Source organism: Flavobacterium luteum, from assembly GCF_008806775.1.
Classification (GTDB): Bacteria; Bacteroidota; Bacteroidia; order Flavobacteriales; family Flavobacteriaceae; genus Flavobacterium; species Flavobacterium luteum.
The window spans coordinates 169,717-195,017 of sequence record NZ_WAEM01000002.1 but is presented as its reverse complement, the minus strand read 5'-3'; the positions used below and the strand labels follow the sequence as shown (position 1 = coordinate 195,017).

The 25,301-nt window shown below is 31.7% G+C and carries 19 protein-coding genes, 1 tRNA gene and 2 pseudogenes; 18 read left to right on the top strand and 4 right to left on the bottom strand.

All coding sequences use genetic code 11. The features are described from left to right. The 11 genes from F6464_RS04640 to moaA all read left to right on the top strand — a co-directional run bounded on the left by F6464_RS04640 (window position 1) and on the right by moaA (window position 9,052). Window positions 1–855 carry a leucine-rich repeat domain-containing protein gene (locus F6464_RS04640; RefSeq protein WP_151106640.1) on the top strand — a complete coding sequence of 285 codons (855 nt, stop codon included), beginning with the start codon at window positions 1–3 and terminating at the stop codon, window positions 853–855. 425 nt (window positions 856–1,280) lie between these two features. Continuing rightward, complete coding sequence (locus tag F6464_RS04635) at window positions 1,281–2,132, top strand: leucine-rich repeat domain-containing protein (protein ID WP_151106639.1); 852 nt, start codon at window positions 1,281–1,283, stop codon at window positions 2,130–2,132. 175 nt (window positions 2,133–2,307) lie between these two features. After that, window positions 2,308–2,380, top strand: a tRNA-Met gene (locus tag F6464_RS04630). A 121-nt stretch (window positions 2,381–2,501) separates the two neighbouring features. Beyond that, complete coding sequence (locus F6464_RS04625; RefSeq protein WP_151106638.1) at window positions 2,502–3,674, top strand: molybdopterin molybdotransferase MoeA; 1,173 nt, start codon at window positions 2,502–2,504, stop codon at window positions 3,672–3,674. Between the two features lie 6 nt (window positions 3,675–3,680). Then, a complete protein-coding gene (locus F6464_RS04620) occupies window positions 3,681–4,424 on the top strand; it encodes a sulfite exporter TauE/SafE family protein (RefSeq protein WP_151106637.1) in 744 nt (247 codons plus the stop codon). Window positions 4,425–4,554: 130 nt separating this feature from the next. Next, window positions 4,555–5,352 (top strand): uroporphyrinogen-III C-methyltransferase, encoded by a 798-nt coding sequence (gene cobA, locus F6464_RS04615; RefSeq protein WP_151106636.1) that lies wholly within the window; start codon window positions 4,555–4,557, stop codon window positions 5,350–5,352. Next, on the top strand, window positions 5,349–5,585 hold the full coding sequence (locus F6464_RS04610) for a MoaD/ThiS family protein (protein ID WP_151106635.1): 237 nt from the start codon (window positions 5,349–5,351) through the stop codon (window positions 5,583–5,585). Before cobA ends, F6464_RS04610 begins: the two co-directional genes overlap by 4 nt. 31 nt (window positions 5,586–5,616) lie before the next feature. Next, the gene (locus F6464_RS04605) at window positions 5,617–6,687 is read left to right on the top strand and encodes a HesA/MoeB/ThiF family protein (RefSeq protein WP_151106634.1); all 1,071 of its coding nucleotides are present in this window, start codon (window positions 5,617–5,619) and stop codon (window positions 6,685–6,687) included. 18 nt (window positions 6,688–6,705) lie between these two features. Continuing rightward, the gene (locus F6464_RS04600; protein WP_151106633.1) at window positions 6,706–7,143 is read left to right on the top strand and encodes a molybdenum cofactor biosynthesis protein MoaE; all 438 of its coding nucleotides are present in this window, start codon (window positions 6,706–6,708) and stop codon (window positions 7,141–7,143) included. Next, window positions 7,144–8,058, top strand: a complete 915-nt coding sequence (moaCB, locus tag F6464_RS04595) for a bifunctional molybdenum cofactor biosynthesis protein MoaC/MoaB (RefSeq protein ID WP_151106632.1) — start codon at window positions 7,144–7,146, stop codon at window positions 8,056–8,058. Next, window positions 8,045–9,052: a GTP 3',8-cyclase MoaA gene (moaA, locus tag F6464_RS04590; RefSeq protein WP_151106631.1), complete on the top strand. Its 1,008-nt coding sequence runs from the start codon at window positions 8,045–8,047 to the stop codon at window positions 9,050–9,052. The genes moaCB and moaA overlap by 14 nt, the downstream gene beginning before the upstream one ends. A 42-nt stretch (window positions 9,053–9,094) precedes the next feature. Here moaA and F6464_RS04585 read toward each other — a convergent pair whose 3' ends face one another. Both F6464_RS04585 and F6464_RS04580 read right to left on the bottom strand, forming a co-directional pair. Beyond that, window positions 9,095–9,751, bottom strand: a complete 657-nt coding sequence (locus tag F6464_RS04585; protein ID WP_151106630.1) for a response regulator — start codon at window positions 9,749–9,751, stop codon at window positions 9,095–9,097. An 84-nt stretch (window positions 9,752–9,835) separates the two neighbouring features. Continuing rightward, window positions 9,836–10,423: a DUF4202 domain-containing protein gene (locus tag F6464_RS04580; RefSeq protein ID WP_151106629.1), complete on the bottom strand. Its 588-nt coding sequence runs from the start codon at window positions 10,421–10,423 to the stop codon at window positions 9,836–9,838. 344 nt (window positions 10,424–10,767) lie between these two features. Between F6464_RS04580 and era the strand changes: the two genes are divergently transcribed. The 4 genes and pseudogenes from era (at window position 10,768) to F6464_RS04560 (ending at window position 17,389) form a co-directional block, all read left to right on the top strand. Further along, window positions 10,768–11,649, top strand: a complete 882-nt coding sequence (gene era, locus F6464_RS04575) for a GTPase Era (RefSeq protein ID WP_151106628.1) — start codon at window positions 10,768–10,770, stop codon at window positions 11,647–11,649. Window positions 11,650–12,369: 720 nt separating this feature from the next. Further along, on the top strand, window positions 12,370–14,916 hold the full coding sequence (locus F6464_RS04570; protein ID WP_151106627.1) for a TonB-dependent receptor: 2,547 nt from the start codon (window positions 12,370–12,372) through the stop codon (window positions 14,914–14,916). A 209-nt stretch (window positions 14,917–15,125) separates the two neighbouring features. Further along, window positions 15,126–15,227, top strand: a pseudogene (locus tag F6464_RS14630) (GTPase Era); the annotation flags it as partial. Between the two features lie 125 nt (window positions 15,228–15,352). Next, a complete protein-coding gene (locus F6464_RS04560) occupies window positions 15,353–17,389 on the top strand; it encodes a CotH kinase family protein (RefSeq protein WP_191963322.1) in 2,037 nt (678 codons plus the stop codon). 13 nt (window positions 17,390–17,402) lie between these two features. Here the strand turns inward: F6464_RS04560 and F6464_RS04555 are convergent, their stop codons facing one another. Next, entirely contained in the window at window positions 17,403–17,897 is a 495-nt protein-coding gene (locus tag F6464_RS04555) for a hypothetical protein (protein WP_151106625.1), read from the bottom strand. A gap of 141 nt (window positions 17,898–18,038) precedes the next feature. On the opposite strand from F6464_RS04555, the gene der reads away from it, so the two are divergent. Continuing rightward, complete coding sequence (gene der, locus F6464_RS04550) at window positions 18,039–19,349, top strand: ribosome biogenesis GTPase Der (RefSeq protein ID WP_151106624.1); 1,311 nt, start codon at window positions 18,039–18,041, stop codon at window positions 19,347–19,349. Between the two features lie 92 nt (window positions 19,350–19,441). After that, on the top strand, window positions 19,442–22,216 hold the full coding sequence (locus F6464_RS04545) for an outer membrane beta-barrel protein (RefSeq protein ID WP_151106623.1): 2,775 nt from the start codon (window positions 19,442–19,444) through the stop codon (window positions 22,214–22,216). A gap of 22 nt (window positions 22,217–22,238) precedes the next feature. On the opposite strand, the pseudogene F6464_RS04540 reads toward F6464_RS04545, so the two are convergent. Beyond that, window positions 22,239–22,442 (bottom strand): annotated as a pseudogene (locus F6464_RS04540) (hypothetical protein); the annotation flags it as partial. Window positions 22,443–22,550: 108 nt separating this feature from the next. On the opposite strand from F6464_RS04540, the gene F6464_RS04535 reads away from it, so the two are divergent. After that, window positions 22,551–25,283 carry an outer membrane beta-barrel protein gene (locus F6464_RS04535; RefSeq protein ID WP_151106622.1) on the top strand — a complete coding sequence of 911 codons (2,733 nt, stop codon included), beginning with the start codon at window positions 22,551–22,553 and terminating at the stop codon, window positions 25,281–25,283. Window positions 25,284–25,301 lie beyond the last annotated feature (18 nt).

Here is a 25,301-nt window from a genome sequence, read left to right as displayed (position 1 = left end):
ATGAAAAAGATTACTATTTTATTTTTGTTTTTAATTGCTTCATCTTCTATAATTGCAAATGTTTCAGTTTCTGAGAAAGAAGCATTAATAAAGTTATACAATGCTACTAACGGTACTAACTGGAATAATAAATGGGATTTAAATGCTCCAGTTTCATCATGGTATGGTGTTAAATTACAAAAAGATAAAGTTATTGCTCTAGACCTTTCTAATAATAACTTAATTGGGCAATTGCCCATTGAAATTTGTAATCTAGTAAATCTTCAAAAATTGAATCTTTTCAAAAACACAATTTCAGGGATAATACCTTCTTCAATAGGTAATTTAAGACAATTAAAGACTTTTAATTTGGCTTTTAATAAACTAACCGGAAGTATTCCTTCGTCTATTGGTTCGATTACTAATTTGCAGTCGATAGAGTTGTTCATGAATAAACTTTCTGGTGAATTGCCGACTGAAATAGGAAGTTTAAAAGAATTGAAAGTACTTTCATTATTTAATAATGAAATTAAAGGAGAAATCCCAAGTTCTGTCTATGGAATGAAATCTCTTCGAGTTTTATTACTAAACAGCAATAATTTGACTGGTAAATTGAGTGATGAAGTTGCAAATTTAACTTTACTAGAAAATTTAAGTTTGTTTGAAAATAATATGGATGGTCAAATTCCTTTTAACTTAGAAAAGTTAAATAATTTAAAAGAAATGAATATTTCATACAATATGTTTAGTGGTTTAGTTTCTAAAAATTTAGCACAGTTAGATACCTTAAATATGACAATGATTAACGACAAAGGTCTTGCAATAGTTTTACCTGTTAAAGCAGATAGAAATTCTGCTCTAGCAAATGAAGATTAATATTTTGGTGAATATTTATAATTAAATTGGTTTGAACCATCAACGTAAGTTGATGGTTTTTTTTTATTGATTTAAGCGAGGTATAATTGCTCACAGTTGGATCTAGTAAATTTTTTAATATTTTTTAGTTTTTTTTAGATATTTCAAAACTTTTTTTAAGTTTATAAATACAAACTTTCTACCCTTAAAATTATTATTCTTTAATTGTAATTTGTTTATTTTAATAAAGTGATTCTTCCCTTTCTTTTTTATTACTAATTCTAAAATTATTGATTTCATTTGAATAATCTAATATATTACCAAAAGTAATATTTGTAAGTTAAATACTATAATATATATAAAATAATGTATTTCAACGATTATATTTGTATATAATCGGATTTTATTATTAAATTTACTTCATCAATAAATAAACATTTATAATTATGAAAAATATTGCCACCATACTCTTGATATTATTTTTTACGCTAACAATGAGCGCAAATGTTTCTTTTTCTGAAAAAGATGCGTTAGTTAAACTTTATATTGCAACTAATGGTAATCAATGGAAAAAACAATGGGATTTAAACAAACCAGTCGCTACTTGGTTTGGCGTTAAAGTGCAAAATGATAAAGTTATAGAATTAGATTTATCAAATAATAATTTAAGTGGTGTTTTACCATCAGAAATTGTAAACTTGATTCATTTGAAAAATTTGATATTATTTAAAAATTACATTTCTGGAGATATTCCATTGAAAATAGGAAATATGAAAGAATTAAAAGAGTTAAATATTTCTTTTAATAAATTATCAGGTTCAATTCCATCGTCAATAGGAAGTATAAATTCATTAGAAAATATTCAATTATTTATGAATCAATTATCAGGAATTTTGCCTTCAGAAATTGGAAATCTAAAGAATTTAAAAACTTTATCACTATTTAATAATGAGTTAGAAGGTAAGATACCTTCTTCTATTTTCCAACTTAAATCTTTAAAAACCTTACTTTTAAATAGTAATAAGTTTATAGGAAAATTAGGGAATGAGATTGCAAATTTAACTCAATTAGAAACTTTAAGTTTATTTGATAACAAAATGGACGGGCAAGTTCCTTTTGATATAGAAAAGCTAAATAATTTAAAAGAGATGAATATATCATACAATATGTTTAGCGGATTTGTATCTAAAAATCTAGCACAATTAGACACGTTAAATATGACAATGATTAATAATGAAGGTTTAGCAGTTGTATTAAAAGTTAAAGACAAAAACTCGGCTTTAGCTAATGAAGAATAATATTTTGGTGAATATTTATATAAATTGGTTTGAACCATCATCGAAAGGTGATGGTTTTTTATTTCAACCATTTATTTATAAACTTCTGTAAACCAATAAAGTATAAAATTATAAATTTTATTATAAATTTAACTTGCGAGTATCAATATTCGTTGTATATTTGCACTCGAAACAGCGCGGGATAGAGCAGTAGGCAGCTCGTCGGGCTCATAACCCGAAGGTCACAGGTTCGAGTCCTGTTCCCGCTACTAGATTAACCCATCAATACAAATTGATGGGTTTTTTATTTGTTAAATACTACTTTTTTTATTGGGTTGATTGTTTTTTACTTATATTTGTAGTAAGTATTTTTACTTAGTTTTTAATTCTATGATTCAAGTAAGTCAAGCTTTGTCGATTATTACAGAAAATAGCTGTAAAATGCCAATCAGAAAAATTGAAGTGCATAAGTCACTTGGTTTTATTTTGGCTGAAACTATCCATTCCCCAATTGATATGCCTCCTTTTAGACAATCGGCAATGGATGGTTATGCTTTTTTGTTCAGCGAACTTAATCAGTTTGATATTGTAAGTACTTCACAAGCGGGTAATTTCTCTAATGAACAAATTGAAAAAAATCAAGCTATACGGATTTTTACTGGAGCATATGTTCCTGATTGTTTAGATACCGTAGTTATGCAAGAGCATACAGAAAGAAATGGACAAAGTTTAAAAATTATAAAAAAGCCGAATGCTTTTGCAAATGTTAGAAGTAAAGGAGAGCAAATTAAAAAAGAAGAACTTGTTTTAGAAAGGAACACTCTAATAACCCCAGCTGCAATAGGTTTTTTAGCCTGTTTAGGAATTACAGAAATTAATATCTACAAAAAGCCAAAAGTAGTTATAATTGTTACAGGAAACGAATTGGTTAAAGCTGGAAAAAAACTGCCTAAAGGTAAAATTTTCGAAAGCAATTCAGTGATGCTTGCATCAGCTTTTCAAAGCATGGGTATTGATAAAATTAAAATATTTAAGGTAAAAGATGATTTAAACAGCACAAAAAAGATTTTAAAAAATTGTCTTTCCTCTTTTGATGTGGTTTTAGTTTCTGGCGGAATTTCAGTTGGAGATTATGATTTTGTAAAAGAGGCACTTTTGTCGAATGGAGTAGAAGAATTATTTTATACTATAAATCAAAAACCAGGAAAACCCTTGTTTTTTGGAAAGAAAGTTAAAACCCTTGTTTTCGCTTTGCCGGGAAATCCAGCATCTGCATTGACTAGTTTTTACATTTATGTTCAACATGCACTAAAAATAAAGATGGGTTTTGATTCAGTTCATTTAAATCAAATCAACAGAAAAATAACGACTCCATTCGAAAACACGACTGGAAAATCTCTATTCTTGAAAGGATTCTATAATGATGAGTTCGTGACAGTTTTAGAAAGTCAAAGTTCAGCCATGTTGAATACTTTTGCTACAGCAAATGGGTTGATTTACATACCTTACGACAAGGAGATTGTAGCAGAAAATCAAGAAGTAAGCATAATACCAATAAATTAATCTCAAATGGCAATAACAAACAATGAATTTTGGATTGTATTTGGCGCATTATTAGCGACAGTTGCCTTTTTGTATTCAAGTGTGGGTCATGGTGGTGCTTCTGGCTATTTAGCATTGATGGCTATATATTCTTTCCCAATTTCGGTTATCAAACCATCAGCTTTATTGCTCAATTTATTTGTATCGGGAATTTCTTTTTTCTTCTATTACAAAAAAGATTTTTTCAAGGTCAAATTGTTTTATCCTTTTGCCATAACCTCAGTTCCAGCTGCTTTTATTGGAGGAATGATTCCGTTAGAAAATAAATTGTACAAAATACTTTTAGGAATAGTTTTAATTATTGCTGCTTTACGATTATTTGGTTTTTTTAAAAATTCAGAAAAGCAAAATGTAACTTTAAATATTCCTTTTGCTATGGGAATAGGTTTTGGGATTGGTTTATTATCTGGAATGTTAGGCATAGGTGGTGGAGTCATTTTAAGTCCAATTCTTTTATTTTTGGGATGGGCAACATTAAAAGAAACGGCAGCTATTTCTAGTTTGTTTATTTTTGTAAACTCAATTGCAGGTTTATCAGGATATTTTATGGGTGAAAACACATTTCCAACACAAAGTTTTTATCTAGTTCCTATTGCAGTTTTTGGGGGAATTGTAGGTGCATATTATGGCAGTGGATATTTCTCCAATAAAGTGCTCAAATATATTTTGGCAACAGTAATAGTTTTAGCAAGTATAAAGTTAATCGTTTAGTAAGAAGTTAAGCAATAAAAAAAGGCATGTGTCAATTCGTTCCTAACTGTCAATGATAAAAGGAATCATTTAAAAAATGTAAATTCTCTAGAGGAATTAAATGAATTGAATGCCTATTAAATAAATTGAAATGAAAAGTCAAAATACACCAAAATTAACAATAGTCGGAGCAGGTCCAGGCGATGTAGAGCTGATTACTTTAAAAGCTATTAAGGCATTACAAAGTGCTGATGTTGTTTTGTATGATGCGCTTGTAAACGAAGAATTGTTACAATATGCCAAAACAAAAGAAATTGTTTTTGTAGGAAAACGTTTTGGTTGTCATGCCTACTCTCAAGATCAAATTAATGAGTTGATTGTGTCTATGGCAAAGCAATTTGGTCATGTTGTGCGATTAAAAGGTGGCGATCCATTTGTTTTTGGAAGAGGAAGCGAAGAAATAGCTTTTGCCAAAAAGTTTCATATAGAAACTGCTATAGTTCCTGGAATTTCATCGGTATTAGGTGTGCCTGCATCTTGTGGAATTAGCCTGACTCAAAGAGGTATTGCTGAAAGTTTCTGGGTAATTACAGGAACAACATCGGATCATAAATTATCTAAAGATGTAGCTTTGGCCTCTCAATCATCGGCTACAGTTGTTATTTTGATGGGGATGAATAAATTAGATGAAATTATTTCTATTTATCAAAAAAACAGAACTGATAATTTACCAGTTGCCATTATTCAAAACGGAACGAAAAACAATGAGAAAAAAGTAGTTGGTACTATTAACACCATCGCAAAATTAGTACAAGAAAAACAATTAGCGTCTCCAGCTATAATTATTATTGGCGAAGTGGTAAGAAACATTTCAAATTTAGAAACCTATTTTCAAGAAAGTTTTTCGGATGATGAGTTTATTTATCAAAACTTAAATCTAAACGAATGATAGCAGTAAAATATTTTGGTGCAATTGCAGAAAAAACAAATAGTAAGAGTGAAGAATTTCTTTTTTCAGAATTATCTTTATCACAATTGATAGATTCTTTAGAAAAAAAATACCAATTGAGCTCTATGACTTTTAGCATTGCTGTTAATAAAACAATAATTACAAATGCTGAAAATTGTATGCTGAAAAACAATGATGAAGTTGCTTTATTACCGCCATTTGCAGGAGGCTAGTTTTTTAAATTATGATTTGAATCCTAAAATTATGGAAATTATACGATACAACCGACAAATGATTCTTCCTGAAATAGGAGCAATGGGTCAACAAAAATTGCAAGATGCTAAAGTTCTTATAATTGGAGTTGGCGGATTGGGTGTGGCAGTTTTACCTTATTTAACGGCTGCAGGAGTTGGAGAAATTGGCATTGTTGATGATGACACTATAGAACTTACCAATTTGCAGCGACAAGTAATTTATAAAAATAATTCAATAGGAAAAAGCAAAGCACTAGAGGCAAAAGAAATGGCTTTAGCTCTAAACCCTTTAATAAAAATAAATGCCATTACCGAAAAATTAAATTCTAAAAACGTAATTTCTTTATTTGAAAAATATGATATTATTGTTGATGGAACAGATAATTTAAAAACCAAGTGCTTAATAAATGATGCTTGTTCCGTAACCAATAAACCTTTTGTTTATGGCTCAGTTTATAAATTTGAAGGACAGGTTTCAGTATTTAATTATAAAAATGGACCAACTTACAGCTGTTTGTTTCCAGAAGAATCTATAACAGTAGGTAATTGTAATGAGGCTGGAGTTTTAGGAGTTTCTGTTGGGATTATCGGAATGTTTCAAGCAAATGAAGTCTTGAAAATGATTTTAGGAATAGGAGAGGTATTGTCAGGAAAATTGTTGGTCTATAATTTTTTGAACAACGAACAGCATAAATTTGACATTTTAAAATCGGATAGTACAATACATAAAGCATCATTTGATTATAAATATTCAGAAGTTGAAAGTATAGAAATTGAAGCTTCAAAAGCATTAAAACAAATAAACAATCCAGAAGTGGTATTTATTGATATTAGAAATGAAGATGAATATCCGAAACTAAAAATTAAAAATAGTATTCAAATTCCATTAAACCAATTAGAATTCGAGTTGCATAAATTAAATACTGAAACAACTTTCTTTGTTTTTTGTCAGTCGGGAGTTAGAAGTAAAAATGCAGTTGAAATTCTTATTAATAATAATTATAATAATGCTAAAAGTGTTGTTGGTGGTGCAAATGCTATTGAAAAAATGATAAATAATGAATCCGTTTCTGTATTTTAAAATATAAAAGTAAATAGTATGAGTAAGAAAACTATTTTCATGCAAGGGCCAATATCTTCGGAGTTTATTGGACAATCTATTGCAAAGCATCAGTCAAAAATGACCATTGGCGCCCATAATATATTTTTGGGGCAAGTTCGCGCTGACGCAATAGATGGAAATAGTGTTGTTGCTATTGAATATTCTGCTTATGAAGAAATGGCTGACGAAGCTATGAACGTTATTAGAGAGAAAGCTTTTGCTGAATTTGATTTAATTTGCATGCATATTTATCATAGTTTAGGTACTGTAAAAGCTGGAGAGATTTGTTTATTTGTGTTTGTATCTGCAACACGAAGAAAGCAAGTGTATGAAGCTACAGAGGCAATAGTCAATTGGATAAAAACAGATGTGCCTATTTTTGGAAAAGAACTTTTCGAGAATAGTGATTTTGTATGGAAAAAAAACACTTTATAAATGGTCGATATTACTCAAAAAGTAAGTACACTCCGCTCAGCAACTGCATCTGCAACAGTATGTGTTAGTCATCAAGCTACGATAGACGCTCTTGTTAATAATACTGTTCCTAAAGGAAATGTTTTTGAAATGGCAAAAACGGCTGGATTATTTGCAGTAAAAAATACCCATTTGTCTATTCCAGATTGTCATCCTATTCCAATTGAGTTTACTTCGGTCGAATATGAAATAAAACAATTAAGTGTCGAAATTATTTTCAAGGTAAAAACAATCTACAAAACGGGAGTTGAAGTCGAAGCCATGCACGGCGCATCAATTGTAGCGTTGACGATGTATGATATGCTTAAACCTATCGATAAAAACATTGAAATTTCGACCATAAAGTTATTAAGTAAAGAAGGAGGAAAATCATCATATAAAGACCAATTTCCGTCAACAATTAAAGCGGCAGTTTTTGTATGTTCCGATTCTATTTTTGCAGGAAATAAAGCAGATCGATCGGGGAAAATAATAGTAGAAAAACTAGAATCATATGGTGTTGAAACGACACATTATGAGATTATTCCTGATGAAATAGACATCATTCAAGAACGAACAAAAGGGTATGCAAAAGAAAACCAGTTGGTCATTTTTACAGGAGGAACGGGACTTTCGCCAAGAGATGTCACTCCGCAAGCCCTACAAACTTTATTAGAAACTAGAATTCCTGGTATTGAAGAAGCGGTTCGGAAATATGGTCAAGATCGTATGCCTTATTCAATGCTGTCAAGAACCGTAGCAGGAACTTTAGGTAATGCTTTAATTTTGGCTTTGCCAGGTTCAACCAATGGAGCAAAAGAATCAATGGATGCCATTTTTCCTCATGTATTGCATGTTTTTCATATTTTAAAAGGCAATAACCATGACACCAAATAATTCAATTTTAACGGATGATTTTGGTCGTAAGCATAATTATTTGCGAATTTCGTTACTAGAGAAATGCAATTTGCGTTGTTCGTATTGTATGCCAGCAGATGGTATTGTATTAAGTCCAAAGGAAAGCTTAATGACTGCTGACGAAATTTATTCAATTGCTCAATTATTTGTTAATAATGGAGTCGATAAAATAAGATTAACAGGAGGTGAGCCTTTGCTAAGAAAAGATTTTCCAGATATTATCACCAAACTGGCTTCGCTTCAAACCGAGATTTCGATTACCACAAACGGAATTCTTATAGACAAACATATTGATGTTTTAAAGCTAAGTAATGTAACCAAAATCAACTTGAGTTTAGATACTTTAATTGCATCTAAATTTTATTCTATTACACTCCGAAATCAATTTGAGAAAGTAATTGATAATTTACATTTATTATTAAATAACGGTTTTAAAGTAAAAGTAAATGTTGTTTTAATAAAAGGATTTAATGACAATGAAATTATAGATTTTATTAAATTAACTAAATATTTGCCATTATCCATTCGGTTTATAGAGTTTATGCCTTTTGCTGGTAACGATTGGGATAGGAGCAAAATGGTTTCTCAGGAAGAAATTCTGAATCAAGTGCAACATAATTTTAGCGAATTGGATGTGCAGAAATTAGAAGATGAAAAAAACTTTACCGCTCGAGAGTTTAAAATAAAGGGATATTTAGGAACTTTTGGTATCATTAGCTCCATTACAAATCCGTTTTGTGATGGCTGTAATCGAATTCGACTGACAGCTAATGGTAAAATAAAAAATTGTCTGTTCTCTAATTTAGAAACTGATTTGTTGACATCATTCAGAAACGGAGAAAACCTTGAAGAACTTATCTCATTTGCTATTAAAAATAAAAAGAAAGTAAGGGCAGGAATGGATACGATTGAAGCTGTTAATAATCCTCTTTTAAATCAAGATAACCGAAGCATGATAGCCATTGGGGGTTAATTAGTAGTATCCCAAAAAGGGTATAAGTAAAACAGATTGGAATTACAACAAACTAAATTCAGTAGCTTTATTTGAAAGTTCAATAAGGTTTTTTACTTTTAATTTTTTCATTAAATTAAATCGATGTACTTCTGCTGTTCGTTTGCTAATATCTAATACTTCAGCAATTTCCTTGTTTCCTTTGCCTGATAATAGTAGTTTAAGAATTTCTTTTTCTCGCTTTGTAATCATCAATTCGTCGTCTGTAATAGGTTTGGATACTGACAATGATGGTTTGGTAAGTTGATCTACCAAAATCGAAGAAATATCTCCGCTAAAATATTTTCCTCCATTAGATACCGTATGCAAAGCTTTTAGAAATTCTTCTTTACTAGAACCTTTTAAAAGATAGCCATCAGCTCCCGCTTTTACAGATTTTAAAACATATTCTTCAGATTCGCACATGGTTAGTACAACAATTTTGATTAAATTGTTTTCAGATCTTAATTGCTCAATAACTTCAATACCAGTTAAGTATGGCATTTTAATGTCTACAATAAGTAAATCTGGTTTTTGTGACGCAACTACAGCTAATGCTTCGAGTCCATCATTTGCTTCGCCAATAACAACTATGTTTTCTTCATTTTCTAACAAAGATTTGATGCCGTCCCTTACAAAAACATGATCATCTGCAAGTGCCACTCGAATTGTATTGCTCATAATTTACTTAATTTGAATGCTTTTATTACGTATAATTACCTAAAATATAGTGCTAATATACGTAATTTTCAAATTCAATAGGAATTATAATCCTAATGCAGCATGAATTAAAGCTAAACTAGAGGCAGAATATTTTATTTTTAAAGCTTCCTGATGCCCTTTTTCAGACATTTTATTCCAAGTTTTCAAGATGATGTTTTTCAGTTTTTCGGTATCGTGTTTCTGTATAAACTCTTCTAGGTAATACTCTAAAAAAACCAAGCAAATAATGTCTTCAAGGAGTTGAGTTTCGACATCTTTTTTGAGTAATTTTTTTTCAATCAAAAACGAAACTCTATTTTTAAAAGTTCTTTCATATCCCACTTTTTCCAGAATAGAAGCGGTAGTTTTTGCATGAAACTTTTTAAGGTCTTCTCTCCATTTTAAATAGCCTACTCGATCCATAGGATAGGATTCTCTTGCTATTTTCCATCGGCAAATATGTTGTGCTTTGGCTGCAATTTGAATGGCTTCAGATGCATTTGGTTCAAAAATCAAAAGCCTTTCATACATTCGATTAGAGTATAATAATTCTTTAGAAATAGATTGTGATTGGCTAATTTCTTGGTTAGGATCTTGTGCATTTTCTGCATCTATTAAGGCAATTGCTTTTTGAAAAGGAGTTGTTGTCATCTGAAAAAGGATATTTTCAAAGATACATAATTATTATAAAAACCGAATGTATACTTCATCACCTTCAATTTTATAGGGTAAGTTGCAGTATTTAAATCGTCACACTAAGATTATCACTATCATTACAGACAATAATAACTTTAATAATAATTTTATACCTAATTTTTTTTACTGTTACAAATCTATAATAACATTTGATTATAAGAAATAAGAATTTGTATTTTGATTTGAGAAATAGGAATTAAAAGAAAAGCCTGTTTAAGGGCTTTCTTAATATTGTATATTTGCAAATCTATTCTTGTAAAGAAAGCGGGAGAAATAGAATTGAACTGAAATACGAATATATGTCACACAAAGCAGGTTTTGTTAATATCATAGGAAATCCAAACGTAGGGAAATCAACACTTATGAATGCCTTTGTAGGCGAAAGATTGTCTATTATAACTTCTAAAGCACAAACGACACGTCATAGGATTTTAGGAATTGTGAACGGTGAAGATTTTCAATTGATACTATCGGATACACCTGGAATCATTAAGCCCGCTTATGAAATGCAAGCTTCAATGATGAATTTTGTAAAGTCGGCTTTTGAAGATGCAGATATTTTAATTTACATGGTTGAAATTGGAGAGCAAGAGTTGAAAGATGAAGCTTTCTTTAATAAAATCATTCACGCTAAAATACCGGTTTTATTACTTTTAAATAAGATTGATAATTCCAATCAAGAGCAGTTAGAAGAGCAAGTGGCTTTTTGGACAGAGAAAGTTCCCAATGCAGAAATTTTTCCAATATCGGCTTTAAAGAATTTTAATGTACCAGAAGTTTTTGCAAGAATTCTTGCTTTGTTACCAGAATCTCCAGCGTATTATCCTAAAGATCAGCTGACGGATAAACCAGAACGTTTTTTTGTTAATGAAACCATTCGGGAGAAAATCTTATTGAATTACAGTAAAGAAATTCCTTATGCAGTTGAAATTGTTACGGAAGAATTCTTTGAAGACGAAACAATTATCCGAATCCGTTCGCTTATTATGGTGGAACGCGACACGCAAAAAGGAATCATTATAGGTCATAAAGGCGCCGCTTTAAAGAAAGTAGGAATAGAATCCCGAGCTGATTTAGAAAAGTTTTTTGGCAAACAAATACATATCGAATTGTACGTTAAAGTCAATAAAAATTGGCGAAGCAATGCTAATATGTTGAAGCGTTTTGGGTACAATCAATAGGTTTTTTTGGGTTGATTTGCGTTATAGTGTGTTTGTGGAGCATTACGAATCTTTTGAACAGATACCTTTTAGATGTCTCCCTACATAGATTGTGATACTGGAACTGAAGCACATTTATAAATAAAAGATAGTATTGGCGACTAGATGCATCCCGATAAGGATAAGGGTAGTCGAACGAATGCTTAGCTCAGCTATTTTTACAGTATGAGAGCCAGTTTGATGTGCTGAACCCCGAAAATAAAATGTATTTGAGCAAGTAAGATTGTATTTTGCATTGTGATGAGCCCTGAATTGGGCTTTTTTTGTGGATTGTATTTTTTGTATTGGTTGCAAGCTCTCGCTAGTGGGAGCATTTTGTTAAAAAAGTAAACATAAATCTATTTTTGGTTTGTTTTCTTTCTTATTTTAGAATTTCAAAGCCTATATATATTTTTACTTACTTATAAATATGCTATATACTTACCATAAAGTTACTATATAGTTGCTATACAATTAATTTATATGTTAACTTAATTAACTCTTGGAAGCTTGTATTGTTTTGTGTACCCTGCTTTTGAAGATGATGGCCTAGTTTTATGTTTTTACGTTAGATTGGATTTTAAACTCTTGGGTGAAATTAATGCTACTTTAAAAACCCATTTCTTGATTTATAAAAAATACTTTATTTAGAACTAGTGCTCTATTGTTATATTTGCGTTATACTTTAAAAAGAATAGCGATTTGAAATTAAATTTTACTTCTCTAATATTTTGTTTTGGGAGTCTAACCCTTTTTGCTCAACAGCAAAAAACTAAAATAGACTCGACCAACTCTCAGGATTTACAAGAAGTTATCGTTTCTGCCAATAAGCAAAAAGAATATTTGCTTCAAGCTCCAGTAAGTATAGAAAAGTTGGATTTGCAAACCATAAAACAGTCTGCCCAGCCTAGTTTTTTTGATGCTATACAGCATCTCAAGGGAATTCAAGTGCTTACCCCTAGTTTAGGTTTCAAGGTTATCAATGCAAGAGGTTTTGCCAATACTACTAATGTGCGTTTCGTTCAAATGGTAGACGGCATTGACAATCAGGCACCACATATTGGCGCTCCAATTGGTAATTCGATGGGGCCAAATGATTTAGATATTTTCAAGGTCGAAATTATTCCAGGTTCTTCCTCGGCTATTTATGGGATGAACGCGATTAATGGTATTGCCAATTTTATTACCAAAGATCCTTTTGATTATCAAGGCATCACTATCAATCAAAAATCAGGATTCAATAATTATAATAGTCCCAATTCTGAACCCACTTTTTTTAGTGAAACAAACTGGAGAATCGCCAAGGCTTTTAATCAAAAATGGGCTTTTAAGACGAGCGGAACCTTTGTCAAAGCAACCGATTGGTATGCTGATAATCAAACTGATTTGAACTCAAATGCGAATTCCACTACCAATTTATTAGGTGAAGATAACCCAGGTAGTGACCTTGTAAATACATACGGCGATGAGCAAGGCAACCGAAAAACACTTACTCTAGCAGGGAAGCAATATGTGGTAGGCCGAACGGGTTATACCGAAATGGATGTAACCGATTATGGTTTAAAAAATTTCAAAGCCGATATCGCATTATTTTATAGGCTGACCCGAAAATGCGAAATAAGCTATACTTACAAGATGACAAATCAAAATAATATCTACCAACGCACCAATCGATTTCGTTTTGATGACTACATCATCCAACAGCACGTTTTGAATTTTAAATCCAACAGCATACAGATTAAAACCTATTTGACTACGGAAAACACTGGTAACTCCTATAACTTACGTTCAATGGCAGAAAACATAGACCGTAGTTTTAAAACCGATGCTGTTTGGTTTGCCGATTTCACCAAACAATTTAACACTAGCACTGCCAACGGGGAAACTCTAATCGAGGCAATGAAGGATGCAAGAAATGTTGCAGACGAAGGCAGATGGCAACCTAATACAGATGCTTTCAAAGCTAAAATAAGCGAATTAAGCCAAATCAATAATTGGGATATTGGAGCTGCTTTGAAGGTAAAAGCCAAACTCTATCATTCCGAATTTCAGCACGACTTAACTACTACATTGTTAAAATCTTTTGGAGAAAAACACAAACTAAAATTGATGTATGGTTTTGATTATCGCGATTACAGCATCGTACCCGACGGCAATTATTTCGTCAATCCCACCGATGCAAGTAAAAATATAAATTACTGGAAAACTGGAGGTTTTGTACAAACAACCAAACTATTTTGGGACAATAAACTAAAAATTATTGCCGTTGTCAGAGTTGATAAAAACCAATATTACGAGCCAAAAGTCAACCCCAGAATTGCCCTTGTGTATTCGCCAACTCCACAGCATAACATAAGAGCCTCCATACAAAACGGGTATCGTTTTCCGAGTGTTTTTGAAGCCTTTTCTACTATTAACAGTGGAGGTAGAAAACGCATTGGGGGGTTGCCTATTATGTCTAGTGGTATTTTTGAAAATAGCTACACCCAAAGTTCGATTAGCTCGTTTCAGAGTGCTGTACAAAACGATGTGAATAAAAACGGATTGACGTTATCAAATGCTATTTTAAAAAATCAAACGCTATTGCAAAAAAACACCTATACCTATCTACAACCTGAAGAAGTGACCAGTTTTGAAATGGGTTATAGAACCGAATTGTTGCACAAGAAACTAGCCCTTGACATTGACTTTTACTACAACCAATATAAAAATTTAATGGCACAAATAGACGCCAATGTGCCTAAGGATAATGGTTTGGATGTAGCAACGAATTTACAAAATTCAAGCAATCAAGACCGATATAGATTGTGGACTAACTCTAAAACTATAAGCTACAATTACGGTTCCTCATTAGGAATGAGTTATGAGTTGCCAAGACAATATAAAATCAGTGGCAATGTAACCTATTCAAAATTGGATAGAAAAGACCAAAACGACGGTTTAGAAGACGGCTTTAATACTCCGGAATGGTCCTATACCATTTCGATTGGCAACCCAAAAGTCTACAAAAGTCTTGGTTTTAATGTTACTTTACGACACCAAAACTCCTTTTTGTGGCAATCGGCTCTGGCAACAGGTACAGTGCCGAGCTACACGACATTAGATGCGCAAGTGAATGTAGATGTAGCAAGTAATCTCAATTTTAAAATTGGAGCTACAAACCTAACCAACAAGTATTATTATTCCTATATTGGTGGGTCTAGCATTGGCAGTTTTTATTTTGGAAGTTTGACACTTCATAGTAATTAAAAAAAACATAGCACAACTAAAAGACTCATTTCATGATTTGTGAAAAAATAGTATATTTGGGATTAATGCAATCATGGGTGGCGCTAATCGACCCAAAATTGGGATGATAGGTCTAATTTTATCAGAGCTATCAAAAGTTACACATCATTTAAATACAACTTATAGAAATATTGTTTGTGGGTACGAGCTAGAAAATAGCACGAGCAGGGAAGTTTTTCGGAATACAAATCCGCATCGAATTGTACGTAAAAGTCAACAAAAACTGGCGAAGTAACGCTAATATGTTGAAACGGTTTGGATATAATCAGTAAACACTTTATTTATCATGATTAATCCGATGACTTTATTATTTTAAAGTAAAGAACTTTGAAAAAATTATTACTATTTAACAAATTCAATGAGTTTTTTATTAAGTTTGTTTAAAATTATAAAGTTTATGTTAAAAAATCACCCAAACAAATTTTCAATAGTTTCTATTATATTTTTAGTTTTTTTACAAACAAAAAGTTTTTCACAAGTTCAATTAACAGATAGTAACTTACCAATTATTATCATTAATGTTGACGTCGATCCGATTACAAATGAGCCTTTTGCAATAACTTCTGACCCGAAAACATTGGCTACAATGAAAATCATTAAAAGACCAGATGGGAGTAGAAACTATCTAACGGATGAAAATACAACTCCGTTTTTAAATTATAATGGTAGAATAAAAATAGACTTACGCGGTTCTTCCTCGCAGGAGTTACCCAAAAAACCTTATGGTTTTACCACTTTAAAAGTGGATAATGTATCTAATAATAATGTAAGCATTTTGGGGATGCCTTCAGAAAATGATTGGGTGTTAAATTCCTTGGCTTTCGATCCTTCATTAATTCGTGATGTTCTTTCATACGACATGTCGAGAAAGTTAGGTAATTATGCCAGCAGGACTGAGTATTGTGAAGTTATTTTAAATGGAGATTATAAAGGGCTTTATGTGCTTCAAGAAAAAATAAAAGCAAATGAGAATAGAGTCAATGTCTCTAAGATTGAAAAGACTGATAATACTTCTATTAACTTAACGGGTGGTTATATTACTAAATCTGATAGAGCTAATATTGGAGCGTCACCAACTTGGATTATAGAAGAAACTAATTTCATTCATGTATTGCCTAAGCCTGAAAATGCAACTGTTGAGCAAACAGAGTATATAAAAGGTGAATTTGAAAGGTTTGGGGATAATTTATATAAGTATGATTTAGAGAATGGCTTTCAGACCATAATTGACGTGCCTTCTTTTGTGGATTTTATGTTGGTAAACGAGTTGACTTCAAATGCTGATGCCTATCAATACAGTACTTTTTTTCACAAGGATAGAGGAGGTAAACTTAGAGCTGGCCCAATTTGGGATTTAAATCTTACCTTCGGCAGTACATTTACTAATAGCAGTGATGTAGATCAATGGCAATTTAGTAACGCCAATAAAACAGGGCCTTGGTTTTGGGCTGGATTATTTGATAACAGAACTTTTCCATGTTATTTTTCAAGGCGATGGAATGAATTGATACAACCATCAAAACCATTTAATTTGGATGTTTTAAGTTCATTTATAGACAATACTTTGTCTTATATTAGTGAGGCAATACCTAGAGAAAATGAAAGATGGGGGACATTAGAAAATCATGCTATAGATGTTGTCAAAATAAAGGCTTTTTTAGCGGAACGAATTACTTGGATAACTAATAATATTGGTCCTTATGCAAATTGTTCAAATGTTGAAGTGCCTCCTTTAGTAATTACCAAATTAAATTACAACCCGATGACTTCGGTTGAGTTTCCGATAAGTAGTGATTTAGAATTTATTGCTATTAAGAATACGGGAACAGAGACCATAAACCTTTCGGGTGTTTACTTAAAACAATTGGGCACTAGTTATCAATTTCCTTTTAATTCTACTATTGACACAAACGAAACCATCTATTTGTCAGGTAATTTGAATACTTTTCAAAGAAAATATGGCTTTTCAGCCTTTGGGCAATACAGCAGAAATTTATCAAATACTTCGCAAAATATTGTTTTAGCTGATTCTTACGGAAATGTTATTGATGCTGTTGAATATTTTGACACGACACCTTGGCCAGTTGAAGCCGATGGTTTGGGTAGTTATCTTCAATTAGTGGATACTGCTCTGGATAATAATGTAGCTTCAAATTGGCAGTCTTCATCGAATGTAATTTTATCAAATAAATCATTTCAGAATTCTTCTTCGATAAAACTTTATCCTAATCCAGTAACAAATGCTTTATTTATTCAGAGCGTAAAATCTATAGAAAGTATTAAAGTTTATAATACTTTTGGCTCTTTAGTTCAAAATAGTCTTGTTAATTCAGATACTTTTAAAATGGATTTGAGTTCCTATTCTAATGGGATTTATTTTATTACGGTTTATTATGATAATGGATTTATGACCAGAAAAATAATTAAAAAGTAATTTTTTACGGAAGTTATTTTATAATCTTCAAAAACAAATTTTCCATTTCATTCATTTGGTCATTTCCTTTTTTACGCAATTCTTTAGCAATATAATAAAGAACAAACCAGATAATAACCATTGCTGCCATGACCATAATATCAGTAGTGTAGGATTGTTTTAGCGAGAAATTAGAATAGGCAAACATTCCGAAAAGCACAAATGTTCCTGCAATAATAAAATGAAGAAACATAAAAAAAGTCCAAAGGGTTTGGTCTGGGCCAAATAAGCCTCTAATATGCGTAGTTTTTTCTGATTTTGGAACTAATTCGAGGTGCAAATGGGGAGACCAAATGCGTTTCTTAGACTCTACAACATAAAACCAAATGTGATTTTCATATACTTTAATCAAAAAATTTCCTTCATTACTTTTTATGGATTTTTCAAAAATTTCATGAACATCTTCAATGTTTTTTTCTACGTCTTTGTAAAAACGCAACCGAAGCCGAATAGTGGTATTGGTATCCATAGTATCTACATTGTAATGAATAAATAATTTGCCATTTAGCTAATGTAGTAAAATTATGGATAATATACTATTAAACACTACCTTTGCAACCCGTTGCTGTGTAACATTTAAACGGACAAAATAAATAGTTAGAAAAAGAGTATGAGTAATATTGTTGCCATTGTAGGAAGACCAAATGTAGGGAAATCAACACTTTTTAATCGATTAATTCAAAGAAGAGAAGCAATTGTTGATGCGGTTTCTGGAGTTACTCGTGATAGAAACTACGGTAAAAGTGAATGGAACGGAAAGGAATTTTCAGTAATTGATACTGGCGGATATGTGCGCGGTTCTGATGATGTTTTTGAAGGAGAAATTCGCAAACAAGTAGAATTGGCTATTGATGAAGCCGATGTGATTATTTTTGTAGTTGATGTAGAAGAAGGCATTACGCCAATGGATGATGCGGTTGCCAAATTATTACGTAAAGTAACCAAACCCGTTTTATTAGCTGTAAATAAAGTCGATAATGCCATACGTGAAAAAGACGCAGTCGAGTTTTATAATTTAGGATTGGGCGAATATTATACCTTTGCTAGTATTTCAGGAAGCGGAACAGGAGATTTGTTAGATGCTTTAATAGAAGCTTTCCCGACATTGCCTGAACCCACACAAGAAGAAATTGTTTTGCCGCGTTTTGCTGTTGTAGGGCGCCCTAATGCAGGGAAATCGAGTTTTATAAATGCATTAATTGGTAAAGAACGTTTCATGGTAACTGATATTGCAGGGACCACTCGTGATGCAATTGATACCAAGTTTGACCGTTTTGGTTTTGAATTTAACTTGGTAGATACAGCGGGAATTCGTCGTAAAGCAAAAGTAAAAGAAGATTTAGAATTTTATTCTGTAATGCGTTCGGTTCGTGCCATTGAGCATGCCGATATTTGTATTTTGATTATTGATGCCACTCGTGGTTTTGAAGGACAAGATCAAAGTATATTTTGGCTAGCGGAAAAAAACAGAAAGGGAGTTGTTATTTTGGTAAACAAATGGGATTTGGTCGAAAAAGATACTATGTCAACTCGTGATTATGAAGAAAAGATCAGAAAAGAATTAATGCCGTTTACCGATGTGCCTATTCTTTTTGTTTCGGCTATAACCAAACAACGGTTGTTAAAAGCTTTAGAAGCTACCGTTCAGGTTTTTGAAAACAGAAAACAAAGAATACCTACTTCAAAATTCAACGATTATATGTTAAAAGTAATCGAAGGGTATCCGCCACCAGCCTTAAAAGGGAAATATGTAAAAATTAAATATTGTATGCAATTGCCAACAGCTACACCGCAGTTTGTGTTTTTTGCTAATTTACCTCAATATGTGAAGGAAGCTTACAAACGTTTCTTAGAAAATAAAATCAGAGAAAATTGGGATTTCTCAGGAGTTCCGATTGATATTTACATCAGGGAAAAATAAAATTGTTAAAGTTTTAGTAAGAAATTTTTTAGTTATATACTAAATCACTTATTTCGTTGTTATTATTTTTATAGTAACAACGAAATTTTTTTATGAAAAAACGGTACTTTCTATTAGTCATTTTATTTTTTAGTTTTTCGGTATTTTCCCAAAATAGTGTTGTTATAAAAGGTAAAATTCTAGATAAAAACACTCAAGTTCCTCTAGAAGCTGCTACTGTTTATCTTACAACTGTAAAAGACTCTACGGTAATCGATTATACGATTACGGATAAAAACGGATTTTTTAAAATAAATACTAAGAAAATAAGTAGTCTTGTGTTTTTTAAAATTTCATATGTTGGCTACCAAACCTTTAAGCAAGAAGAGAACCAAATTATTTCAGATAAAGATTATGGTATTATTCGATTATCAGAAATTACGAATACTTTGGGTGAAGTCGTTATTAAAAGTGAAGCACCACCCATTCGAATTAAAAAAGATACTTTAGAGTTTAATGCTTCTTCGTTTAAAGTTCGTCCCGATTCTAATGTTGAGACTTTGCTCAAGCAATTGCCAGGTGTAGAAGTATCACCCGACGGAAAAGTAACTGTAAACGGAAAAGAAGTCAATCAGGTTTTAGTAAACGGCAAGCCATTTTTTGATAAAGACGGAAAAATTGCTTTGCAAAGTTTACCATCAGACATCATCAATAAAGTGCAAATATCAGACACCAAAACACGAAAAGAAGAAGTGACCAATCAAGCGGCTAGTACTAACAATGCTAGTATCAATCTAACCATTGATGAAAATAAAAACAAAGGGTTGTTTGGTAAATTTATGGCGGGTTACGGCACTGATAATCGATACGAAAGCAGTGCATTAATCAATTATTTTAAGGGTGAAAGAAAGATTAGTGTTTTAGCTTCATCCAATAATATTAATTCTACAGGTTTCTCTATGGATGAGGTTTTTGACAATATGGGTGGCGGCAGAAACTCCTCTTATTTTTATAGTAGTGATGGTTCGTATGGTTTTGGGAACATGCGATTTGGTGGCGGAAAAGGAATTACGAGGTCGAATATGGTGGGTGTAAATTATGGGGATGAGTGGTTTAAAGATTTCGATTCGAATACCAGTTATTTTTTTACCAATTCAAATGCCCAAAACACCAATACAACCAAGCAAATTAATTTATTACCAACGGGTGATTTCACTACACAATCAAATGCTAAAACAAACGAAGATCGTTTCGGACATAATGTAAATTTTACTTTTGAGTATAAGATAGATTCAACAGCATCAATATTTATAGCTCCAAAATTTGTTAAAGCCAATACTAAATTTGCATCAAATTCTTCAGAGTCTTCAAGAGATCAAAACAATCAATTGTTGAACGAAAATGTTTCCAATACTTTTGATGAAAATGACAAAACTAATTTTACCAATTCAATCAATTTCAATAAGGCTTTTAAAAGAAAAGGGCGCTCTATAAATGTTGTACTCGACAATGATAACTCTACTGAAATAGCCAATTCGTTAAATAAATCGACATCGGTATTTTATCAGAATGGTACGCCAAATGATGTTAGAAATCAAAACATAAACAACAGAAATCTCAAAGATTTATATGCTTCTGAGATAACTTTTTTGGAACCTATTTCAGATTCGTTACGAGTTTCTTTTAATGTTTACGGACGAACTATTAATGATTCTGAAGTTCGAAAAGCATTCGATTATGACAAAACTTCTCAGAAGTATTCAACTGTAAACGATAATTTAACCAACACGATTTCATCTACTATTAGATTGATTGCTCCAAAAATGGGATTTGCAATCGAGAAGAAAAAATTCAATTTAAATTTTGCAAGCGGAACCAATGTGGCTCAGTTCGACAATCAATCGTTGTATCTAGGAACAACAACAAAATTGATTAAGAAGTATATTTTTCCGTATGCTAATTTTTATGGAAATATACGATTAGGAAAATCAAAATCGATATGGGCCATGTACGATTATACAGTAAATTTCCCGAGAGCTTCACAACTCTTACCTATAGAGAATATAGCGAATCCTTTGAATACTTTTATAGGAAATTCAAATCTGGAATTGATTAAAAATCATAGCATAAATTTTAGTTTTAACGACTACGATTATGCTACTCGATCTGGATATTATATATATTCTAGTGCTGAAATTTTTGATAATCAGATAGTGTCTTCAACTCTTTTTAATGACAGTGGAAAGCGAACAACTACTTTTGAAAATGTTTCAGGAACTTTTGAATATTGGTTTGGAGCAAATTGGAACAAAACTTTTAAAAAAGAAGCTCATACTTTTAAATTCCAGATTGGGAGCAACGCAGGATTAACTAAATCTAAAGGGTTTACAAACGGCGATATGTTTGTTGCTCATGCGCTACAGATTAGTCCAAGAGCCAATTTTACCTATGAATATGGAGAGTTATTGACGATAAATCCGTCGTATACTTTTACTTACAATGATACTCGATATACCAATTATTTAATCAATTCAGCAACTAACGTTTTACATACATTTAATATTCAAACCACCAATTATTGGCCTAAAAATTGGGTTTTTGGCAATGATTTTGGATATACCTATAATTCTAATATTGCCGATGGTTTTAAAAAAGATTTTTATTTATGGAATACGAGCTTAGCGTATCATTTTTTTAATAAAAAAATGTCGGCTAAAGTAAAAGTATATGATGTGCTCAATCAAAATCAAAGCGTTACCAAAACCATTACACCAACTACCATTCGCGATGAAGAAAACACGGTTCTGAGACGCTACATGATGTTTTCGTTAACCTATAAAATAGAAAAATTTGCGGGCAAAGAAAAACCTTCTATGCCAAGATGGTAGTTTGTGTTTTAAAAGATTAACATTAACGAATTAACTTTTTCGCTTTTTCCTGAATAATGGTAGCCACTGGTTTGTTTTCTATTTTACTTTCTAGCCATGATATGACATCTAAATATAGAAATGCACGTTTTTCATAAGGATGATTTTCAAAAACTATTAATCGATCGTGTAATTTCTTGAATTCTGATTTCAGTTCACTAGGGAAAATTGAGCCTAAATTTTTAAGAATCAAATAATTTAATTACACCCAACGGGTTAAATAGACAATAATTATAATTACTGTTAAACCTTATTAAATCTTTGGAGTCTTATTGTTTTATTTCTCACAGTTATTATGTCAAAATTCTTCCGGTTTTTTTTTCTCTTATCCTTTTATTCATATGCTCAAAACGAGATTATTATCAGTGGTTCTGTATTAGACATCAATACGCAATTACCTATTGAATCTGCTACTATTTATTTTTCGAATGTTAAAGATTCAACTATGATTGAATTTACTTCTTCAGATAAAAATGGTTTTTTCAAAATAACAACTAAAAAATACGAAGCTCCTGTATTTTTAAAAGTAGATCAAACTAGTTATCAAACTTTCGTTGAGGAGCATTCTGGACTTAAAGAAAACAAGGATTTTGGAAAAATATACTTATTAAATAATAAATATGCTCTAAAGGAAATAGTTATCGTGAAGGATATTCCAATTAAAATTAAAAAGGACACTTTAGAGTACAATGCTTCATCTTTCAAGGTTCGGCCTGATTCTAACGTAGAAACCTTGTTAAAAGAGTTACCTGGTTTTGAATTGGACAGTCAGGGGAAAATAACGGTAAATGGTAAAGAAGTTAACCAAGTTCTAGTCAATGGAAAAGCATTTTTTGATAAAGAAGGATTAATGGTGCTCAAAAATTTGCCTGCCGAAATCATAAATAAAATTCAAGTTTCAGATTTTAAAACCAAAAAAGAAGAATTATCTAAACAAGATTCTACCTCAGATTTTTCAAGTATCAACATTACAATCGACGAAAAGAAAAACAGAGGCATTTTTGGTAAATTCTTAGGAGGCTATGGATCAGATGAACGGTATGAGAGTAGTTTTATTTTAAATTTTTTTAAAGACAAACAAAAAATAAGTGTACTGGCATCCTCCAATAACATTAATGCTACTGGGCTCTCTATGGATGATGTTTTCGACAATATGGGTGGGGGACGAAACAGCAAAAGAGAAACTCCGGCTCCGCCAGGAAAAGGAATCACACAATCTAATTTAGCGGGAATCAGCTATTCCGACCAATGGATTAAAAATATAGATGCCGTTGGAAGTTTTGATTACAAGAATACTACAAATGAAAATGAAAGCAAATCAAAACAAGTCAATTTTTTGCCTACCAGTACAAATTTTACAGATGCTGAATCTAAAACTAAAAATGAAAATACGGTTAACAAAGCCAATTTTGAATTAGAATATAAAATAGACCCGACAACTCGGCTTGTTTTTGAACCTACTATAAATCAAACACACTCCAATAGTGATTTAATATCAGCTAGTAAGGCTAAAAATGACAAAGAAGAACCCATTAACGAAAGCGCAACAAAATTAAGCAAAGAAACGGATAACGTAACATTAGGAAACACAATCAATTTCAATAAAACTTTTGCCAAAAAATTACGCAACTTAAGTTTTGTGTTTAACAATAATTACACTGCGAATGATTCTGACGGATTAACGGTATCAAAAACTCTTTTCTTTCAAAACAATAGACCTAACATAGATAGAAATCAGAATATTTTAAATACAAATACTTTTACTGCTAATTCAGCGGACATAGAATACACTGAACCTGTAACCGATTCCTTGCGAGTTCGAATTGGTGTTGATTTGGATTGGAATAGCGAGGAAGCTGACCTAAAGACGTACGACTTTAATGCGATTTCGCAATCTTATAATGACCTCAATAATTTGCAATCCAATTATACAAATTCCAGCAGAAATTCCATCAGACCCAAAGCAGGATTGACCTATGAAAAAAACAAATTCACCTTCAATATTAATTCAAGTACGGCGATTATAGACTACGAAAATTACTCTTTATATTTAAATAAAGATACGGAGTTGAATCAAAAATACATTCTTCCGTATGCTAATGCTCAATTTAGATATAGAATTACTCGCTCTAAATATCTGAGCTTCAAATATGATTATGACAATACGCTGCCAACACCAACTCAATTAATTCCAGTGGCTAATTTATCAAATCCATTAGTGACTATTATTGGGAATCCAAATTTAAAACCCAATGAAACGCATGCCGCGAATATTAATTACAAAAATTACAATTATCGGACGCGTTCAGGATATAGTTTTTATTTGAAGACCAATTTATTTGTTGAGGAAATTGTTGCCACAGCCTTTTTTGATGAAAATGGAAAAAAAACGACAACATATACAAACGTAGCCGATACTCATTCCACTTCACTTGGCGGTAATTGGAATCAAAACATCAAGAATGAAGCGCACGTTTTTCGTTATGGCATCAGCTTCAATGGAAATTATTCCTTTGACAAGGGCTTTACCAATGGTGTTATGTATCACGCAAAATCTACACGACTGACACCTGGGGCTTACCTAAGTTATGATTATGGAGAAATACTAACAATCGCTCCTTCTTATAGACAAACGTACAATGAGACAAAATATGAAAACTCAGCAATAGACGCTAACTCGAATGTGTTACATAATATTAATTTGCAAACCACCTCTTATTGGCCAAAAAATTGGGTTTTTGGTAATGATTTTGGATACACCTATAATTCGAATATTTCGGACGATTTCAAAAAAGATTTTTATTTATGGAATACGAGCTTAGCGTATAATTTTAATCATAAAAAAATGTCAGCTAAAGTAAAAGTCTATGATATACTCAATCAAAATCAAAGTGTTACCAAAACGATAACGCCAACAACAATTCGTGATGAAGAAAACACGGTTTTAAGACGGTACTTGATGTTTTCGTTAACGTATAAAATTGGAAAATTTGCGGGGAAAGAAAAACCTTCTAGAGATAGTTGGTAGTTCATATTTTAAAGGATT

What these genes read in the sequence shown, in the direction of transcription:
- F6464_RS04610 (WP_151106635.1), top strand. Translation starts at nt 5,349, where the DNA reads ATGATAGCAGTAAAATATTTTGGTGCAATTGCAGAAAAAACAAATAGT.
- der (WP_151106624.1), top strand. Translation starts at nt 18,039, where the DNA reads ATGAGTAATATTGTTGCCATTGTAGGAAGACCAAATGTAGGGAAATCA.
- F6464_RS04635 (WP_151106639.1), top strand. Translation starts at nt 1,281, where the DNA reads ATGAAAAATATTGCCACCATACTCTTGATATTATTTTTTACGCTAACA.
- F6464_RS04580 (WP_151106629.1), bottom strand. Translation starts at nt 10,423, where the DNA reads ATGACAACAACTCCTTTTCAAAAAGCAATTGCCTTAATAGATGCAGAA.
- F6464_RS04560 (WP_191963322.1), top strand. Translation starts at nt 15,353, where the DNA reads ATGTTAAAAAATCACCCAAACAAATTTTCAATAGTTTCTATTATATTT.
- F6464_RS04620 (WP_151106637.1), top strand. Translation starts at nt 3,681, where the DNA reads ATGGCAATAACAAACAATGAATTTTGGATTGTATTTGGCGCATTATTA.
- F6464_RS04585 (WP_151106630.1), bottom strand. Translation starts at nt 9,751, where the DNA reads ATGAGCAATACAATTCGAGTGGCACTTGCAGATGATCATGTTTTTGTA.
- F6464_RS04555 (WP_151106625.1), bottom strand. Translation starts at nt 17,897, where the DNA reads ATGGATACCAATACCACTATTCGGCTTCGGTTGCGTTTTTACAAAGAC.
- F6464_RS04545 (WP_151106623.1), top strand. Translation starts at nt 19,442, where the DNA reads ATGAAAAAACGGTACTTTCTATTAGTCATTTTATTTTTTAGTTTTTCG.
- F6464_RS04535 (WP_151106622.1), top strand. Translation starts at nt 22,551, where the DNA reads ATGTCAAAATTCTTCCGGTTTTTTTTTCTCTTATCCTTTTATTCATAT.
- F6464_RS04625 (WP_151106638.1), top strand. Translation starts at nt 2,502, where the DNA reads ATGATTCAAGTAAGTCAAGCTTTGTCGATTATTACAGAAAATAGCTGT.
- era (WP_151106628.1), top strand. Translation starts at nt 10,768, where the DNA reads ATGTCACACAAAGCAGGTTTTGTTAATATCATAGGAAATCCAAACGTA.
- F6464_RS04640 (WP_151106640.1), top strand. Translation starts at nt 1, where the DNA reads ATGAAAAAGATTACTATTTTATTTTTGTTTTTAATTGCTTCATCTTCT.
- F6464_RS04600 (WP_151106633.1), top strand. Translation starts at nt 6,706, where the DNA reads ATGAGTAAGAAAACTATTTTCATGCAAGGGCCAATATCTTCGGAGTTT.
- moaCB (WP_151106632.1), top strand. Translation starts at nt 7,144, where the DNA reads ATGGTCGATATTACTCAAAAAGTAAGTACACTCCGCTCAGCAACTGCA.
- F6464_RS04605 (WP_151106634.1), top strand. Translation starts at nt 5,617, where the DNA reads ATGGAAATTATACGATACAACCGACAAATGATTCTTCCTGAAATAGGA.
- cobA (WP_151106636.1), top strand. Translation starts at nt 4,555, where the DNA reads ATGAAAAGTCAAAATACACCAAAATTAACAATAGTCGGAGCAGGTCCA.
- moaA (WP_151106631.1), top strand. Translation starts at nt 8,045, where the DNA reads ATGACACCAAATAATTCAATTTTAACGGATGATTTTGGTCGTAAGCAT.